General features: G+C 47.8%; 15 protein-coding genes. 11 read left to right on the top strand and 4 right to left on the bottom strand.

Translation table 11 applies throughout. The features are described 5' to 3' along the window. Positions 1 to 58 precede the first annotated feature (58 nt). The 8 genes from EST55_RS06485 (at position 59) to EST55_RS06520 (ending at position 8,873) form a co-directional block, all read left to right on the top strand. Complete coding sequence (locus EST55_RS06485) at positions 59 to 2,575, top strand: MMPL family transporter (RefSeq protein ID WP_129496889.1); 2,517 nt, start codon at positions 59 to 61, stop codon at positions 2,573 to 2,575. Continuing rightward, the gene (locus tag EST55_RS06490; protein ID WP_100691019.1) at positions 2,572 to 3,378 is read left to right on the top strand and encodes an outer membrane lipoprotein-sorting protein; all 807 of its coding nucleotides are present in this window, start codon (positions 2,572 to 2,574) and stop codon (positions 3,376 to 3,378) included. Before EST55_RS06485 ends, EST55_RS06490 begins: the two co-directional genes overlap by 4 nt. Beyond that, positions 3,375 to 4,580, top strand: a complete 1,206-nt coding sequence (locus EST55_RS06495) for a hypothetical protein (protein ID WP_129496890.1) — start codon at positions 3,375 to 3,377, stop codon at positions 4,578 to 4,580. Before EST55_RS06490 ends, EST55_RS06495 begins: the two co-directional genes overlap by 4 nt. Before the next feature lie 25 nt (positions 4,581 to 4,605). After that, positions 4,606 to 4,824, top strand: coding sequence for a DUF2892 domain-containing protein (locus tag EST55_RS06500; RefSeq protein WP_088769207.1), 219 nt, complete (start codon positions 4,606 to 4,608; stop codon positions 4,822 to 4,824). 7 nt (positions 4,825 to 4,831) lie between these two features. After that, positions 4,832 to 5,143 (top strand): metalloregulator ArsR/SmtB family transcription factor, encoded by a 312-nt coding sequence (locus EST55_RS06505; protein WP_053954280.1) that lies wholly within the window; start codon positions 4,832 to 4,834, stop codon positions 5,141 to 5,143. Between the two features lie 94 nt (positions 5,144 to 5,237). Further along, the gene (locus tag EST55_RS06510; RefSeq protein WP_129496891.1) at positions 5,238 to 7,253 is read left to right on the top strand and encodes a TonB-dependent copper receptor; all 2,016 of its coding nucleotides are present in this window, start codon (positions 5,238 to 5,240) and stop codon (positions 7,251 to 7,253) included. Between the two features lie 8 nt (positions 7,254 to 7,261). Then, positions 7,262 to 8,359, top strand: a complete 1,098-nt coding sequence (locus EST55_RS06515) for an ATP-binding protein (protein WP_129496892.1) — start codon at positions 7,262 to 7,264, stop codon at positions 8,357 to 8,359. Next, positions 8,352 to 8,873 (top strand): response regulator, encoded by a 522-nt coding sequence (locus EST55_RS06520; protein ID WP_129496893.1) that lies wholly within the window; start codon positions 8,352 to 8,354, stop codon positions 8,871 to 8,873. Before EST55_RS06515 ends, EST55_RS06520 begins: the two co-directional genes overlap by 8 nt. Positions 8,874 to 8,881: 8 nt before the next feature. On the opposite strand, the gene EST55_RS06525 is transcribed toward EST55_RS06520, so the two are convergent. Next, positions 8,882 to 9,580 (bottom strand): OmpW family outer membrane protein, encoded by a 699-nt coding sequence (locus EST55_RS06525; RefSeq protein ID WP_129496894.1) that lies wholly within the window; start codon positions 9,578 to 9,580, stop codon positions 8,882 to 8,884. A gap of 73 nt (positions 9,581 to 9,653) precedes the next feature. Further along, a complete protein-coding gene (locus EST55_RS06530; protein ID WP_100691025.1) occupies positions 9,654 to 10,370 on the bottom strand; it encodes a YebC/PmpR family DNA-binding transcriptional regulator in 717 nt (238 codons plus the stop codon). A gap of 162 nt (positions 10,371 to 10,532) precedes the next feature. Between EST55_RS06530 and EST55_RS06535 the strand changes: the two genes are divergently transcribed. Further along, a complete protein-coding gene (locus EST55_RS06535; RefSeq protein WP_100691026.1) occupies positions 10,533 to 11,546 on the top strand; it encodes a 2-oxoglutarate and iron-dependent oxygenase domain-containing protein in 1,014 nt (337 codons plus the stop codon). Here the strand turns inward: EST55_RS06535 and EST55_RS06540 are convergent. Together EST55_RS06540 and EST55_RS06545 are read right to left on the bottom strand one after the other, a co-directional pair. After that, positions 11,528 to 12,001, bottom strand: coding sequence for a type II secretion system protein (locus EST55_RS06540; protein WP_100691027.1), 474 nt, complete (start codon positions 11,999 to 12,001; stop codon positions 11,528 to 11,530). The two genes, EST55_RS06535 and EST55_RS06540, sit on opposite strands and share 19 nt — an antisense overlap. 77 nt (positions 12,002 to 12,078) lie before the next feature. Further along, positions 12,079 to 14,610 carry a S8 family serine peptidase gene (locus EST55_RS06545; protein ID WP_129496895.1) on the bottom strand — a complete coding sequence of 844 codons (2,532 nt, stop codon included), beginning with the start codon at positions 14,608 to 14,610 and terminating at the stop codon, positions 12,079 to 12,081. Between the two features lie 313 nt (positions 14,611 to 14,923). Here EST55_RS06545 and EST55_RS06550 point away from each other — a divergent pair, with 313 nt between their 5' ends. Both EST55_RS06550 and EST55_RS06555 read left to right on the top strand, forming a co-directional pair. Continuing rightward, a complete protein-coding gene (locus tag EST55_RS06550; protein ID WP_100691029.1) occupies positions 14,924 to 15,334 on the top strand; it encodes a curlin subunit CsgB in 411 nt (136 codons plus the stop codon). 22 nt (positions 15,335 to 15,356) lie between these two features. Beyond that, entirely contained in the window at positions 15,357 to 16,844 is a 1,488-nt protein-coding gene (locus tag EST55_RS06555; protein ID WP_129496896.1) for a hypothetical protein, read from the top strand. Positions 16,845 to 16,901 lie beyond the last annotated feature (57 nt).

A 16,901-nucleotide genomic window follows, 5' to 3' on the forward strand; every position in this document is an offset into this window, starting at 1 on the left:
AAATGAAAAAGATCGACTATATTTCGTATTTATCTAAATTAGTAAATACGGAATTAATATGATCGATGTCATTATGAAATTGGCGACAGGGTACCGCAGAAGCGTGTTTTGGTTATTGACACTGATCACGCTTGGCGTTGCTGCTTTTATCCCCTCAATTACCATTGATACCGATCCGGAGAACATGCTGCCGGACAACAATCCGCAGCGGGTTTTCCATAATGAGGTCAAAGAAACTTTTGCTATGCACGACATGATTGTTGTTGGCGTAGTCAATAAGAACACCGTCTATAACCAAGAAACACTAACCGACCTGCATACCGTGTCGAATTATGCGGAGTCGCTGGACGGCGTTATTGCTGACGACCTGATGTCACTGGCTAATGTCGATAACATTACTCAGGAAGGCCCCGGCACCATTCGCTTTGAGTGGATGATGAAGCAGCCGCCGGAAAATGACGCTGAAGCGCAGTACATTCAAAAGCAAGTTGAAGACCTGCCACTGCTTTATAACACCATTGTTTCCGGTGACGGCAAAGCGGCTGCTATTTATGTGCCTATTGAGAGCAAGGACGAGAGCTACGCACTGGCAGAGCAACTACGGGGCAAAATCAGCACATTGGATGGCAATGACGACTGGCATATCACCGGTTTACCGGTAGCTGAAGACCAATTTGGTTATGAAATGTTTGTACAAATGGGCATTTCCGCACCGTTAGCAGCAGCGGTTATTTTCGCCCTGCTGTGGGTGTTTTTCCGCAATGTCCGCTTCATTAGCGCCGCTATGATAGTCGCCATGTCGACCGTACTCATTACCATGGGTGCGCTTATTGCGTTGGGCTTCACTGTACACATTATGTCGTCGATGATCGCCATTTTCCTGATGCCGATTGCGGTGGTCGACTCAGTACATATTATGTCAGAATTCTCTGACCGCTACCGTGAAAAAGGCAATGCGAAAGACACGATAAAAGACGTGCTGAGGCACTTATTTACCCCCATGCTGTTTACCTCAGTTACATCGGCCATTGGCTTTTACTCGTTAATGCTAACACCAATTCCGCCGGTACAAATATTCGGCGCTTTCGTTGGTTCCGGTATTCTTTTAGCGTTCTTAATTACCGTGTTTTTCGTGCCTGCCTATGTGTGCGCACTGAAGCCGTCAACCCTGGAAGGCTTTGCCCAGACCACTCATGAAGAACAAAAGGATGGCTGGCTACAAAAACTGGGCGCTGTCGCTGCTCGTCACGCGAAGCTATGGATAGCTTTTTTCCTGGCTGTTCTGGCATTTGCCTGGTTTGGTATCCAGCAAATTAATATTAACGACAACCCCGTACGCTGGTTTAAATCAGACCATGAGGTGCGCATTGCCGATGAAGTATTAAATGACCACTTTGCCGGTACTTATAACGCCTACATGGTTTTCGAAAACACTCTAGATGCCACTGAAAAAGCGCGTTCAGCAGTTCGTGATGCATTAAATAACGACACACTCTCAGAAGCGTCTCGTGACGCATTAAGTACCTTGCTTGAGCAAGAAGAAGTGCGCTTTAACGAGTGGATTATCGCGATTGATGACCTGCTCTTTAGCGTTGATTCTGACCAATTACAGCCTTTAGAAGCCTTAATGACTGAGCTCGAGCAACTCAACAGCGCCAGCAAAGCTTTTCAAAATCCTGAGCTACTGTCCTACATGAGCGAGATGCAAGCTTACCTACAAACGACAGGCTTGGTGGGCAAGTCAAACAGTCTGTCTGACGTGGTCAAAACGGTAAACCGCGAATTACGTTCAGGCGAAGCAAAAGACTACAAGCTGCCGGACAATGCCAACGGCGTTGCGCAAACCCTATTGCAGTATCAGTCATCGCACCGTCCGCAAGATCTCTGGCACTTTGTAACGCCAGACTACAAACGCAGCTTAATATGGCTGCAGCTGACCAGCGGTGACAACCAGCACGTAACCCAGGTCGTCAATGCTGTCGATAACTACATTCAGGACAACCCGCTGCCTGCTAACATTGAAATGGACTGGGCCGGTAAAGCTTACCTGAACGTTGTGTGGCAGGAAGCTATGGTCGAAGGCATGCTCGACAGCTTAATCAGCGCCTTTGTGGTGGTGTTCATTATGATGGTGCTATTGTTCCGCTCCGTGGTCTTCGGCGTGCTGGCAATGCTGCCTCTGAGTCTGACCATTGCCTTTATTTACGGACTTATCGGCTGGGTCGGTAAAGACTACGATATGCCTATTGCCGTACTGTCTTCGCTGACGCTTGGGCTGTCGGTGGACTTTGCTATTCACTTCATTGAACGCACACGCGCAACCTTCAAACAAACCGGTAACTGGCAAGACACGCTGACGGTTATGTTTGACGAGCCCGCGCGAGCCATTTCCCGCAATGCCATTGTCATTGCTATTGGCTTTACGCCACTGCTGTTCGCACCGTTAGTGCCCTACATTACCGTAGGCGTATTCTTAGCCAGCATTATGGCGATATCGGCCATAGTGACACTTATTATACTCCCGGCGGTGATGAGTGCCTTTAGCCGCCTTATATTCCGTGGAGGTCAATCATGAAAGCTTTATTTTTAACTGCTGTATCGGCTGCTTTGCTGTTCATTAGTGGGCAGGCTATTAGCGCTGAAAAAAGCGCTCGTGAAATTGTCGAGCAAGCTGAGTTAAACGCCTATTACTCAGGCGATGACGGTCGCAGCGCAGCACGTATGATTATTACCGATAATCAGGGACGCCAACAAATGCGCCAATTCACCATTTTGCGTAAAGACCAGCAGGACGGCGGCGTACAAGACATGATGATATTTTTCTCGCGCCCCGCTGATGTGCGCGACACGGTGTTCCGTGTCGTTAAACAAGTTAACGATGACGATGATCGTTGGTTGTATTTGCCCGATCTCGATTTGGTGAAACGCATATCAGCCGGTGACAAGCGTACGTCTTTTGTCGGTTCTCACTTTTTCTATGAAGATGTGTCAGGCCGCAACACTGAGCTCGATAACTATGAGCTGATTTCTGAAAGCGAAGATAATTACGTACTAAAAGGCACCCCGAAAAACCCCAGTAACGTCGAATTTAGCTACTACGAGGTGGTTATAGATAAAGAACACATGCTGCCCGTCGAAAGCACTTTCTACAACGACAGCGGCGAAGCTTACCGAAAAATGGAAGTACTTAAAGTAGAGACCGTTCAGGGCTACCCAACCGTGACTCATTCACGCATGTCTGACTTAACCAATGGCGGACAAACTGAAATGCAGTTTCGCTTTATGAAATACAACATCGGTTTGCCGGACAGCATTTTCAGCGAGCGTAGCCTGCGTAACCCGCCAACAGAATGGCTGCAACTGAGAGACGAGTCATGACATATCGTGCTTTTTTCCTCTTTACCGTTCTTTTCACTTTGGCTCAGACCGCGTCGGCACAGGACTCCTGGGGCGATGAACAATGGGAATCGGGCTGGGGTGTGGAACAAGATCAGAGTATTAATGTCTATGGTTTCGTTGAGGCGGCAATAGGCGGACGATTTGAATCCTCTCCCTATCACAAGCGTTTGTCTATTGCCGAACCTCGACTTCAGCTCGGTTTTGACGAACGCTGGCGGGACATTACCTGGACCGCAAAAGCCGACGGCTGGTACGACGGTTTCGATGAAACCTGGCATGGCCAAATTCGCGAGCTGAATGCCCAGTTCACAGTTTTCGATAATACCGATATAAAAGTGGGCCGTCAGGTACTCACCTGGGGCACTGGCGATTATTTATTCCTGAACGACCTGTTCCCGAAAGACTGGCAGTCCTTCTTTGTCGGGCGTGACCAGGAGTACTTAAAAGCGCCTTCTGACGCACTTCGGGTGACCAGCTATTTCGACTGGATTAATGTCGACTTTGTCTGGACACCAGAGTTTGATCACGATAACTACATTCGTGGTGAGCGTATCTCCTACTTTAATCCTTTAACCGGCCAGTTGACTGGCGACGATCCTTCTATTCAGTTTATAGAGCCCTCTCGCGACGAATTCGCTTTGCGTGTATTTCGTAATATTGATGGTGTGGAATACGCCCTTTATGGCTACGACGGCTTCACTAAAAGCCCCGAAGCCGTTACTGATAACTTTCAACCTACTTTTGGTCGTTTAACTGTGGCTGGGGCTTCAGTGCGGATGACCTTTGGCCCGGGACTGGTTAACGCTGAGGTGGCCAATTACAACCGCCACAACGCAGCAGACCACTGGCGCGCACTGATTGGCTATGAGCAAGAGCTTTGGACACGCTTTACTGGGGGCTTCCAGGCCTACATTGAGAAAGGCGACGTCCAAACACGCACAGTACTTACCACCCGCTTAACCTGGCGCGACGAGCGCGATGACCTGAGCCTGTCACTGTTTGCATTTGTGTCGCCGAATCAAAACGACGGCTACCTGCGCCCGACCTTTGACTACCGCATTGACGACCATTGGTCGTTCAGCGGTGGCTTTAACCTGTTCTTCCGCGAGACTCCGAATACCTTTTTCGGTCAGTTCACGGAGAATAACAACGCGTATCTGCGCATGCGATACGCCTTTTAATGCGAGAAACTGAAGGAGTTTTACGATGAGCGTAGAAAGAGCTTTAACCGCATTTGCCGGCTTTATGGTATTGTTGTCTGTAGCCTTAACTTACTGGGTTCACCCAAACTGGATGTGGCTAACAGTGTTTGTTGGTGCTAACTTATTCCAGCAATCGTTTACCGGCTTTTGCCCGGCCAGTATGGTTATGAAAAAGGCCTTTGGACTTAAAACCGAACGCGAGTTAGAAAAAGCAGGAAAATAAAGACACCATGAGTGCAACTGAATCACAAGAGATGCTTCAGGAAGAAGCGCAGAACGCGGCAAGCTTTCTGCGCTCGCTGGGCAACCCCCATCGTTTACAAATCTTATGCCGCCTGGCATTAGGAGAACAAAGTGTGGGTGAATTACACCAACATTTTGATTTAAGTGCGTCTGCTTTTTCACAGCACTTAGCGGTACTTCGGGAACAAGAATTAGTGACCATTCGCAAAGAATCTCAAACGGTTTTCTATTCAATTAAAGATCCGGATACCGAAGCCTTCATGAAGTTGCTGAAAACCAAATTCTGTCCGTCTCTTTAGTGATATTCCTTTGGGGATGCTACCTTTTGTCGCATCCCGCTTTGCCTTAAATTTCATGATAATAGCGACATTATCTTGCTAGAGATTGTGTCGTATGAAGTCATTTACCCCGTTAGTTTTAGCATTAGCAATACCCTCTGCCGTTTTGGCTCAGCAAACCACTGTCGATGAGCGCATTGTCATTATTGGCGAATCGATGCAGGCCCCCAGTGAATGGGTGGTTGACGCCAAAAAGCCGCGCCAGCCATTACCCGCTCATGACGCAGGAGACTTTTTGAAAAGCCTGGCGGGGTTCAGTTCAACCCGTAAAGGCGGCGCGTCCTCAGACCCATTGTTCAGAGGCATGGGCGCTGGGCGACTGGCTATCGTGACCGATGACCAAATGTTGTTAGGAGGCTGTAGCAGCCGCATGGATCCCCCCACGGCTTACATTACGCCTCAGAGTTACGACAGCGTGACGGTGGTTAAAGGCCCACAGACCGTTCTGTTTGCCGGGTCTGCAGCGTCTATTCACTTCGAAAGAGACATCACCCGGTTTGATAACAACGAGTTCTCGGGTTTTCTGAACGCTACCACTGCCAGTTTCGGGCGTGTTAACGGTTCGGCTGATATGACCTGGGGCTCTGCGGCGGGGTTTGTACGCTTAAACGCAACCGCCGCCACTGCCGATGATTACCAGGATGGCTCTGGCCGTGAAATTAACAGCCAATATGAACGCTGGAGTGGTGACGTGGACCTTGTCTGGACGCCTTCAGATAACCAGCGCCTTATGCTTAAGTTAGGCGCCAGTGACGGCGAGGCTGCTTACGCAGACCGCAGCATGGACGGTGTGTTATTTAAGCGGGAGAGTATGGCTCTCGATTACAACTGGCAACCCAAGGGCGCCCATTTGGACGAAGTGTCAGTAAATACTTACGTTAACTCTATCGACCACGTTATGGATAACTACTCATTACGTGACTTCACTCCGTCCATAATGATGCCCAACCCCACAGCCCGTAATCCCGATCGTCATTCACGTGGTGCAAAAATAACGTCTCAATGGTCACTAACGGCCGGTAGTGGTTTAAAAGCCGGCGTTGAACATCATGAATCGAAGCATCGCGATCGTATTAGCCGTGATCAGCTGAATATGTCTTATCAAAATCTGCCTCGCATCGACGATGCCGAGTTCAGCCAGGATGCCTTTTATGCAGAGTACGATTACGCCATTGATGCTGTTTGGAAGGTAGTGACAGGTTACCGGCTTGATCATTGGTCAATCACTGACAAGCGAGCCTTGTTAATGGTCATGGGTTCCCCGGCACAACCTAACCCAACCGCCAATGAAACTCGCAGCGACAATTTACACAGCGGCTTTGTGCGTTTTGAAAGAAAATTCGACAACGGTTACTGGTATGCTGGCTGGGGACAAGCCGAGCGTTTCCCTGATTACTGGGAAGTGATAGGCAACAACCGTCGCTCACCAAGCTCTATGTCGGCGTTTAATACTAACGCTGAGACCAACCGCCAGTGGGATATTGGGCTGAATTGGAAGAGTAATAAACTCACCCTGGAAAGCTCGCTATTTTTCAGCGAAGTGGATGATTTTATCCTGCTGGAGAAGGGCATGATGATGCAACCTGAAATGGTGCGCAATATTGACGCCCGCAGCTGGGGTGGTGAGTTGACTTCACGTTACCAACTAAGCACTCCCTGGTCTGTCTCCGCCGCCATTGCCATTGTTCGTGGTACCAATACAACGGACGACAGCTACCTGCCCCAGCAACCAGCAGACGAATTGCGCCTGGCCAGTGATTATCGTCTTGGGGAGTTCACCTACTCTGTACTGTGGCGCTTGGTTAAAGAGCAAGACCGTATTGCGCCCAACCAAGGGAATGTTATTGGTTACGACTTAGAAAAAAGCGCCGGTTTTGGTGTGCTATCTGCAAATATCGACTGGGAAGTTGATTCACAATGGCAGATCAGCCTGGGCGTCGATAATATACTTGATAAGACCTATGCTGAACATTTGAGTCGTTCAGCATCCAGCATTTCAGGGTATGAGCAAATTGATAAGGTGAATGAGCCGGGTCGCACATTCTGGTTACAGACCAATTATAACTTTTGAGGCAAATAATGATTACCCTACTGACCTATAAATTCATCTCAAAACAGCATTGGGCCGTTTTTATAGCGCTGGTCATTGATATAGCTCTGGGAAATGTATGGGTAGCCTACAATGGCGGCATTAGTAACTCGTTCACCTCGCTGCTACTGATATTTATTGTCATAGCGTTCTTATTACTGCCGACAGCACTGGCGGTTGCAACGCTCTGTATAAGTATTCTGGGACAGGTGTCCCAGCTTGAGCTGCCATCACTATTGCAAGCAAAAACCGTGGAGTTTCCACACGCCATGCATCCCGAAATGCTGCAACACGCACAAGGTATGCTCATCGGTTTTGTGATTGCGGCGATGATTATTGCTTTGTCGATGTACTACCTGAAACGGCAGTGGCTACAGTCTGAAAAGGCCTTTCAAGCAATGCGGGAAAGGCAACTTAGAGACGAACAACTTCTTACTATTGGCGCGGCGGCAGCACAGCTCACCCACGACGTCGCCACACCGGTACAATCTCTGCGTTTATTAAATGAAGAACTCCAGGAAACTGATGTGGACATTGCTCTTAAGCGTGACTTTAGCGAGTATCTGCGACAGGTTGAACTCAGCTTAACTCAGTGGCGAGAAGCTGCCGATGATGTTCGCAGCAAGCGCCAGCGCCTATACACCACAGGAGAAATGTCAGTACAACTGCAGCAACTTCTACGCGTGGTTAAACCCGATGCTCAACTGCATTGGGAGCTACCAGAAGCCATACGTGATTTCGCAATTAAAGCCGACCGAACACTCTTCCCGGCTATCGCCAATTTGATTATGAACGCCATTGAAGCCGGTATCCGTAATGGTGAACAAGAAACCGTTGTTACATTCGGCGACTATACATCGGACGGTCAACAGCAATTAGTGATTCAAATTCTCGACAAAGGTTCGGGTATTCATGTTTCCGGGGAGGAAAAGCTTGGCATGTCGTTGAGTAAAAGTGATACTGGCATGGGTGTGGCTGCGGTCATTAGCCACGCCACCATCGAGCGCCTTAACGGCAAAGTGAGCTGGCAATCCAATGCCAACGGCACCATGACTCAGATACGACTACCCATAGTGGACAATGATTGAAATAAAGCTCCTTATTATTGACGACGACGAAGGCTTTTGTCGCATTTTAAAACGCCGGCTGGAACAGCATGATATCGATGTCGCTGTTGCTCATTCGGCGTCTCAGGCGCTTGCGGCTGGAGACGAGTTCGATGTCGTATTGCTCGACATGATGCTTGGGGATGATAACGGGCTGTCACTGATTGAGCCTATTACCCGGCACATTCAGCCTAAACACCTTATTGTACTTACCGGGTACGCGAGCATAGCGACCACCGTCGAAGCGATGAAGCGAGGCGCAACAGATTACCTAACCAAGCCCGTCGGTACATCGGAATTGTTAAGCCGAATACGGGATGAAGAAGTCGATACCGACGTGTCAGAAACACAACGGCTAAGCCCATCCCAAATTGAGTGGGAGCATATTCAGCGAGCGCTGCACGACAATGGCGGGAACATTTCTAAAACGGCGAGAGACTTAGGTATGCATCGACGAACGCTGCAACGTAAGTTAGCAAAGCGCTCGCCGCATTAAGTATTACTTTAGAAGTTGTAGCGCACACCTGCCATCGCAACATACGGGTCGATATCAACGTCAACGCTTTGAATGGTGCTGCCGTTCACACGTACGTCACCGGTGGTATCGATGTCCATTTTGCTGACCATAAAGTGCAGACCCCAGTCCTTGTTTATTGCCACGTTGACACCGGCTTGCAACGCATAGCCCCAGCTGTTTTTAAGCGCTAAATCAACCGAGTCGCTGTCACTCACAACACCCAAAGCCCCTAAGGTTGAGCGTAACTGAGGGTCAACCTGCTCGTCAAAAAACGCCGTGTAATTCACGCCAATACCAACAAAGGGTTTGAACGTGTCACTGTTTAAATCGAAGTGATATTGCGCCAGCAGTGTTGGGGGTAAATGTTTGGTTTTACCCACTTTTAAACCAGCTAAGGCACCTGTGGCGGTAATGTCGTGATTGAACGGAGTGGCTGCAACCAGTTCCACTGTCCAGTTATTGTCTATCGCATAGTCGAGAGTCAGACCAAGCTGCGTATTGGTATTCACACCAACACCCGTGCTGTTAGTCGGCAACCCTGCGACGCCTTCAACCACATTCAGGTTTGAGCTGCTGTCATCTGGCATAACCGAGATGGCACCAACATTGAGGGAAAAATCATTTGCTAAAGCAGAAGTGCTTAGCAAGCTCAACAATACACCATAAGACAACGCTTTAAGCTTCATGGGTAACTCCTTGTTATTGAATACCCATAAAGCTTATAAGGTTTAATGATAGAGCGTATTGATCTCTATCAATCTACTGTTCGGCGTTGTGATAAATGTTTTGTACGTCATCTAAGTCGTTTAGCATATCCATTAAACGCTCAAACATAGGTTGGTCTTCTTCCGAAATTGTCGTAGTGACATGCGGCAGAAATTGAATTTCATCTGCGTCGAAATCGATATTTTCAAATGCCGAAGTGAGTGCCTGACGAGCCGCTGCATATTCAGTATGCGGAGCAAACACGGTGACCTGGCCGTCCTCGAACTCAACGTCAGTGACATCAACGTCGGCTTCCATTAACGCTTCTAACACGTCGTCTTCACTGTCGTGTTTAAAGGCGAAAATCGCACAATGTTCGAACGAGTGCATGACACTGCCCTGCTCACCAATTTTTGATTTGCTTTTGGTGAAGGCGTTACGAACGTCGCCGAATGTACGGTTCGGGTTATCGGTTAAACACTCGACAATCACCATGCAGTTGCTTGGTCCGTAACCTTCATAACGAGCGGGAGAAAAATCTTCACCAGCGCCACCTTGTGCTTTGTCTATGGCTTTCTCGATAACGTGAGCCGGCACCTGGTCTTTCTTAGCACGGTCAATAAGCGAGCGAAGAGACAAGTTTGCGTCAGGGTCTGCCCCGCCTTGCTTTGCACACACATAAATTTCACGACCATAGCGGCTATAGACTTTACTCTTAGCGTTGGCAGTTTTGGCTATCGACTCTTTACGGTTTTGGTAGGCGCGACCCATCGTCTCACTCTCTTTTAAAAAAACAGAAGTCGGTAATTCTACACAGCCGATGCAATATAGCCAATATATCTACCATAGAACGTTTTGATTCTTCAGTGCCGCTCCACCTGGGCGTAGAATCCAGATCAAATTTTAAAGCAATTCGCTTTATTGAGGAGTGTTATGTCGTCTTCAGTTCCGGTTTTGTCACTTGTTGACTATCAAAGCACTGATAATGAAACCAGACTGTCGTTTATACGACAACTGGGTGCTGCCGCAAGGGATGTGGGCTTTTTCTATTTGGAAGGTCACGACTTAAGCCAAGCTGAGCAAGACGACATTATTTCACTGTCGAAGTCATTTTTTGCTTTGAATGCAAAAGAAAAAAGACAGGTGAAAATGGCAAATTCACCGCATTTTCGTGGCTACAATCAAACGCATACCGAGGTTACAGCTGGTGCTTTAGACTTTCGTGAGCAGTTCGACATCATGGATGAACTGCCAGCAGTACATTCCCAGCTCGTCACTCAGGAGTGGCAAAAGCTCATTGGACCTAACCAGTGGCCTGACGCAATGCCTCGCATGCGCTCAACATTACTCACATGGCAGGATCGTTTAACCAAGGTTGGACTGACATTATTGTCCGCTCTTTGTGAGGCTCTGGAGCAACCAGCCGATGCCTTGCAACCCACCGTGCAAAACGGCCCTTATCGACATACCAAGTTAATTAAGTACCCCGGCAGCGAATCCGCCGGTAATCAAGGTGTGGGCGCACATAAAGATCCCGGCTATCTAACCTTTGTTCTGCAAGACGAACACAGCGGTTTAGAAGTGGAAATTGACAATGAATGGCACTCGGTAAGCCCGCGTAAAGGGGCCTTGGTGGTAAATATTGGAGAGCTGCTTGAGTTAGCATCAGACGGCTATTTAAAAGCAACGAACCACAGAGTTGTCAGTCCCCCCGCCGGAGTCACCCGTTATTCGTCGGCTTTTTTCATGGCCGCGCAACTTGATGCCGATATTCCCGTTCTGCCGCTACCTGATCATCTGAAACGCCTGGCTCACGGGCCAAGCAGTGATCCTAATAACCCTTTGCTTCGCAAGGTTGGAGAAAACGTGTTAAAGGGACGCAAACGGTCACACCCTGATGTCACAGAGAAATTCTACAAAGAAGCACTTCAGCAGTTGTCAGCGTAGACTTTAACTTCGGGTTCACTGGTCGATGTCGCACCGATGTAATTGACATAGCAACTCATCAGGCTGTCTTCATCTGCGGCAAGACCAATAACATTGCCAATACCCACTTCCGACACAGCCCAGTCGTCTAATTGAATCACTTGACTCAGCGCACTTTCTTTAGGCGCGGGGTAGCCATAAAAGAGTAATATTCCGCCATCCGGACAACTGATATTGACGTCATCAAACTTGCCACCCAAGCAGGTCGCACTTTGCTTTTCTATTCCCTGAATAGCGGCTTTACCGTACGTCATGTCCAACGCTGATTTAAGGGAAGCCTCCAAACCGTGAAGCCGACTTGTTTTAGCATCATTGGAGAAGTTGATAAATTGAGGGGCGGCGGTCGCCGAGAGTACACCAAGCACAACAATGACGATAATAAGCTCGACTAGTGTAAATCCTTTACTGCGTCGCATAACCAAGCACCAAAAATAAAATAGGGACCGTAATGGCCCCTATTATAATACTAGTTAAATTGTTAATTCAATGTTAACTAAAAACTAACTGTGACCGAGTCACAGGCCTCTGTACCTGCTTCACACAGTTGGTAAACAACATCGCTACCATCTGAATCAAAGCGATCACGAACGCGACCTGTATTTGACAGTGTCTCAACAAACTCACCGTTGCGATACAAGTCTACGTCACCTGCAGCGCCTGACCAGCGAAGGTCGACTAAAGCAGTGCCACTACGCAATAAGCGAGAACGATAAACATCCAACTCGATGTCCGTCAGGCTAACGGTTACCGACTGCGTGACTGTGTCTGACAATTCAGTAGCGTCAGTCACTGTTAAAGTCACATCGTAAGTACCTTCTTGAGAGTATGCATAAACAGGGTTTGCTTCGGTTGAAGTGCTGCCATCACCAAACTCCCAGAAGTAGCTTTCGATGTCGCCATCATTATCACTTGAGGTATTGGTAAAGCTGACAGTCAAATCTTCAACGCTCGCCTCAAAACCTGCTACTGGCGCATCTGGTAAACCATCGTCTTCTTCAACGGCGGTCAGAGTTAATGACCAGTTGTTAAGAGTACCCGTATCAGCACCCGCATTATCCGACACATTCAGAGTCCAATCACCAGTCATGTCTTCGCCATTAAAGGTATCGACAGTCCAAGTGGCAACCAGATCATCTTCACTGCTACCAGCGCGGTCGTGCAAGGTTTGGGTCGTACCTTCAGGTGAAGTCAATGTAACAATCAAATCACCTCGCCATGTATGAGTAATATCAACGCTCACTTCAGCACCGAAAACAATACCGGTTTCAGGCACATTGATAACACGGCTGATACCGTTGCTGTCATCATCCGGGATATCTGCATTTGGTACATCTTCATAGTAAAAGTCAGAAAGACCTTGCGGAAGCACGTATACAGTAGCACTTACGTCGCGAGTCATTTCGCCCGTTTCTACATCGGTACCGCTAACCGTAATAACGTATTCGCCCCAAGCTGTTTCCTCTGTTGTTGTCACTTGTACATCAACCGTTTCGCCATTTTGCGCTTGGTTGGAAGACAAAGAAACATCCAATTGAGGCTCAGCAGAAACACTTAAGTCAACCGCACCAGACCAATCAGCAATGCTGCCAACATCCAGCGTTAGAGTTGTGCTGTCACCCGCAACAATTTCCTGGTTTGATGGGCTCAGCTCTAAGCGGTAAGCCGGGTCTGGGTCAGCAGCAAGCAGTGCATTAAGCGCGTTCAAGCGGTTTCCTGACGCAGTTTTACCTGACAGAGCAGGAATACTCTCGCCAGAGTCCATCAATATTTGCTTCACTTCTGTAACACTCAGGTGTGGCGCAATCGACCAGATAAGGCCAGCCACACCAGCAACATGCGGACTTGCCATAGACGTACCCGAAGCTGTTGCATAGCCTCCATTTAAGTACGTAGAAAGGATTTCGGTACCAGGCGCACCTAAGTCAACAGACACCTCACCATAAGTTGACGACGCAGCGAGTGAGTCAGTGCGTGTTGTATTAGCCACATTCACAATACCGTCCAGGTCATAACCACCTGGATAGCTAGCCGTAACGTCCGCATCAATTCCGTCGTTACCGGCAGCAGAAACAAACATAATGCCCTGATCAATACTGTCAGCTATCGCGGTTCTCAGCGACTCAGAGTAGGCACCACCGCCCCACGAGTTGTTTGTTGCTACTAGGTTAACCCCATGATTGACTTTCAAGTTCGTCATGTAATCAATACATTCGATAGCAGCCGCTGTACTGCCTCGGCCATCAGCGCCCAGGAATTGACAACCGACAATTTCGACATCCCAGTTAACACCGGTTACACCCTGACCATTATTGGCGCTCGCGCCAATAGTACCGGCAACGTGTGTACCATGACCGTTACCATCCATTGGGTCACCGTTACCATTAACTGCTGAGTAACCATAACAGTCATCGACTACACCGTTACCATCATCGTCTTCACCGTTACCGCAAACTTCACCAGGGTTAACCCACATGTTGTCAGCAAGATCCGGATGCGTGTAATCAACACCAGAATCAATAACACCGATAACGACGCTGGAGTCGCCGGTGGTTATATCCCAGGCTGGGCGCGCATCAATATCAACACCTGGCGTTCCGCCGCTTTGACCCGTGTTCTCTAATGCCCACATGTCACCGAATGCAGGATCATCCGGAGTTGCTAAAATATTAAAGTTAGAGCTTTTCGTGTCATTAATTGAAATGATGTAGTTAGGCTCAGCGACCTCGATAAAGGGGTGATTAGAGAGGCGTTTAATAAGGGCATCGCGTTGTTTTGCATTGCGAACATTGACCTGTGCAATACGACCATCCGCAATATTACGCATCGCAATATCGCGCCCGCGGCTATCCAGAGCTCGTAATGTTCCGCCAGCTCGGTTAATTAAATCCTGACGCTGCTCTTTCGTCACCGAGTGCTTAAATACCACCAGCAATGAATCATCGTCCGCCTGTTTACCATTCGCCGCAGCAGCACCTGTTGCGAGCGCCATGGATACGCCGACGACTAATTTTTTCAAATTCGTCATTCTTCCTTCCTCATTATTGTTGTAGGAATTTCATTCAAATGTGCGTACTGCTCATCTCGTCACTAAAAAAATAAGTAGCATATTTTCCACAGCAATTTACGCCAAAAGTTAGAGATTTACGTTTTTTAACGCTAAATACGACAAAGGGACTAGGACATCTAGGTGGGTTCGCAACCCCAAAACACATAACACACTGTATTAACTAAAAATTTACGTTCAAAAACAATTTTTAAAATACACCGTTCATACGATTGTTGAGTAAAAACCAGCCGTTATTCTTGTTAGCGGAATTATTAACAAAAGGTGTTCCGCTTTGACTTTTTTAAAACAACTTTTAGCAGCAACAGTGGTTATGTTGGTCTCTCTTCCGGGAGTAGCCAACGACATTCCTGTTGCTTTAGCAGGGTTACTGGAGCGGCAGTCCCTTGCGAACCATGCGGAAATTGCTCAGCTAGGCTCTTATAACCTCACTTCACTCGCCCAGGTAGGCGAGCAAAATTACGCATACCTCGCTCAGTATGGGCTGGAAAACACCCTGACGATCGAGCAGCAAGGGTTCAATAATTCTGTCACTGCAGAGCAGTCTGGACGCAGTAATTCAGCGACCATTCTTCAAGTTGGTGCGAACAACGTTATTCAGCTTCAACAACTTGGTGATGGCAACTCAATAAGCATTCAGCAGACTGGTGCTGCCGCTGAAATGTCCATCACGCAGTTCAAATAAGAACAATCAATGGAGAACAATCATGTCTAATACAATTCTTAAAAAAAGTGCAGTTGCTTTAGCGTTAACCTTAGCGTTTTCAGGTTATGCGGCGGCAGAAGCACACATCGCTGTTGTAAACCAAGATTCATCAGAAGCGGTTGAATCAGGCAACAACATGTATATCGAGCAAGGTGGTTTCTTAAACTGGGCTTACGCTGACCAATACGGTGAAGGAAACGACACTTTCTTGTTACAGCTAGACAGCCTTCAAGAAGCATACGCTTATGTCACTGGTGACTTTAACTTAGTGGAAGGCGAACAGTATGGCTTCTGGAACACCTTAGATTCAGATATTCAAGGTGACGAGAACGCACTGTCAAGCTTCCAGGAAGGTGATTACAACATCGCTGAAGTTTTCTTAGTAGGTAATGCAAATACTGCAATTGTCGAACAGTCAGGTAGCGCTAATACGGCTGGTATCGATTTAGCAGGCGATTACAACAGCGCTTCTATTGCTCAATCTGGTGACCTTAACTGGGCAAACTTCCAGATCGAAGGCAGTGATAACTACTTTGAAGCGAACCAGGCAGGCTCATCTAACGAAGCCGGTTACTTCACTGCAACTGGCGATATGAACACATTCATTGCTGACCAGGAAGGCGACGGAAACGTTGGTGGTGTTGTTGGTGCTAACGGCGATATGAATGAAGTCTATGTCCAGCAATTTGGTTCAGCTAACATCTTCATCGCACAAAGTCTTTCAGGTAATGAAAACTTCGTCGATGTTTATCAAGACGGTTCCAGCAATGAATTTCTAATTCAACCAATTCAAGGCGATGTGAACGAAATCGTGGTTCAACAAGAAGGTAATACTAACGTTGTTGAAGCCGCTACAGGCATGGTAGGAAACTATAACACCATTGATGCGAGCCAAGACGGTGATAATAACTACGCCGTATTCGCTACTGAAGGTGATGATCACATCATCGAAATGGATCAGCGCGGCGATAACAACATTGCGGTTGCAGAGTCTTATGGCTCATACAACGATATCCGCATCTCTAGCCGCGGTGATGAAAACTTTAACGGTGTTGCTCTGATTGGTTCTGGTAACGAAGCTGATAGCCGACAAATTGGTGATGTAAATACCGCAGAAATTGTTATCGCTGGTGACGATAATGATGTGTACTCTCGCCAACACGGTGACAGCAACACATTCCTTGCCTACTCTTACGACGCTGGAACAACTTCTGGTAACGAGCTGCAGTCAGAGCAAACGGGTGACATTAACTTAATCGATACTATTATCGGTGGTAATGACAACCTTATTGCTTTCGTTCAGGAAGGTAACAGCAACGTTATTGCTGGTGATGAAGGCTCATTCATTGTTGGTGGTAATGGCGGTAGTGTTGATATTCAACAAGTTGGTAATAACAACGTTGTCACCGGTGGTCAGTTTAGCGATAGCAACACAATGAGTGTTTATCAGCAAGGCGACTACAACGTAGCAACTGTCGTTCAATACTAATTGATGATTCGCTCTAGATTAAAGCGGCTGCTACCTAGCGGCCGCTTTTTAGGCTCT

It is taken from the genome of Idiomarina sp. 29L, from assembly GCF_004123135.1.
Lineage (GTDB): Bacteria > Pseudomonadota > Gammaproteobacteria > Enterobacterales > Alteromonadaceae > Idiomarina.

What these genes read in the sequence shown, in the direction of transcription:
- EST55_RS06490 (WP_100691019.1), top strand. Translation starts at nt 2,572, where the DNA reads ATGAAAGCTTTATTTTTAACTGCTGTATCGGCTGCTTTGCTGTTCATT.
- EST55_RS06500 (WP_088769207.1), top strand. Translation starts at nt 4,606, where the DNA reads ATGAGCGTAGAAAGAGCTTTAACCGCATTTGCCGGCTTTATGGTATTG.
- EST55_RS06545 (WP_129496895.1), bottom strand. Translation starts at nt 14,610, where the DNA reads ATGACGAATTTGAAAAAATTAGTCGTCGGCGTATCCATGGCGCTCGCA.
- EST55_RS06535 (WP_100691026.1), top strand. Translation starts at nt 10,533, where the DNA reads ATGTCGTCTTCAGTTCCGGTTTTGTCACTTGTTGACTATCAAAGCACT.
- EST55_RS06525 (WP_129496894.1), bottom strand. Translation starts at nt 9,580, where the DNA reads ATGAAGCTTAAAGCGTTGTCTTATGGTGTATTGTTGAGCTTGCTAAGC.
- EST55_RS06485 (WP_129496889.1), top strand. Translation starts at nt 59, where the DNA reads ATGATCGATGTCATTATGAAATTGGCGACAGGGTACCGCAGAAGCGTG.
- EST55_RS06530 (WP_100691025.1), bottom strand. Translation starts at nt 10,370, where the DNA reads ATGGGTCGCGCCTACCAAAACCGTAAAGAGTCGATAGCCAAAACTGCC.
- EST55_RS06510 (WP_129496891.1), top strand. Translation starts at nt 5,238, where the DNA reads ATGAAGTCATTTACCCCGTTAGTTTTAGCATTAGCAATACCCTCTGCC.
- EST55_RS06505 (WP_053954280.1), top strand. Translation starts at nt 4,832, where the DNA reads ATGAGTGCAACTGAATCACAAGAGATGCTTCAGGAAGAAGCGCAGAAC.
- EST55_RS06520 (WP_129496893.1), top strand. Translation starts at nt 8,352, where the DNA reads ATGATTGAAATAAAGCTCCTTATTATTGACGACGACGAAGGCTTTTGT.
- EST55_RS06540 (WP_100691027.1), bottom strand. Translation starts at nt 12,001, where the DNA reads ATGCGACGCAGTAAAGGATTTACACTAGTCGAGCTTATTATCGTCATT.
- EST55_RS06515 (WP_129496892.1), top strand. Translation starts at nt 7,262, where the DNA reads ATGATTACCCTACTGACCTATAAATTCATCTCAAAACAGCATTGGGCC.
- EST55_RS06495 (WP_129496890.1), top strand. Translation starts at nt 3,375, where the DNA reads ATGACATATCGTGCTTTTTTCCTCTTTACCGTTCTTTTCACTTTGGCT.
- EST55_RS06555 (WP_129496896.1), top strand. Translation starts at nt 15,357, where the DNA reads ATGTCTAATACAATTCTTAAAAAAAGTGCAGTTGCTTTAGCGTTAACC.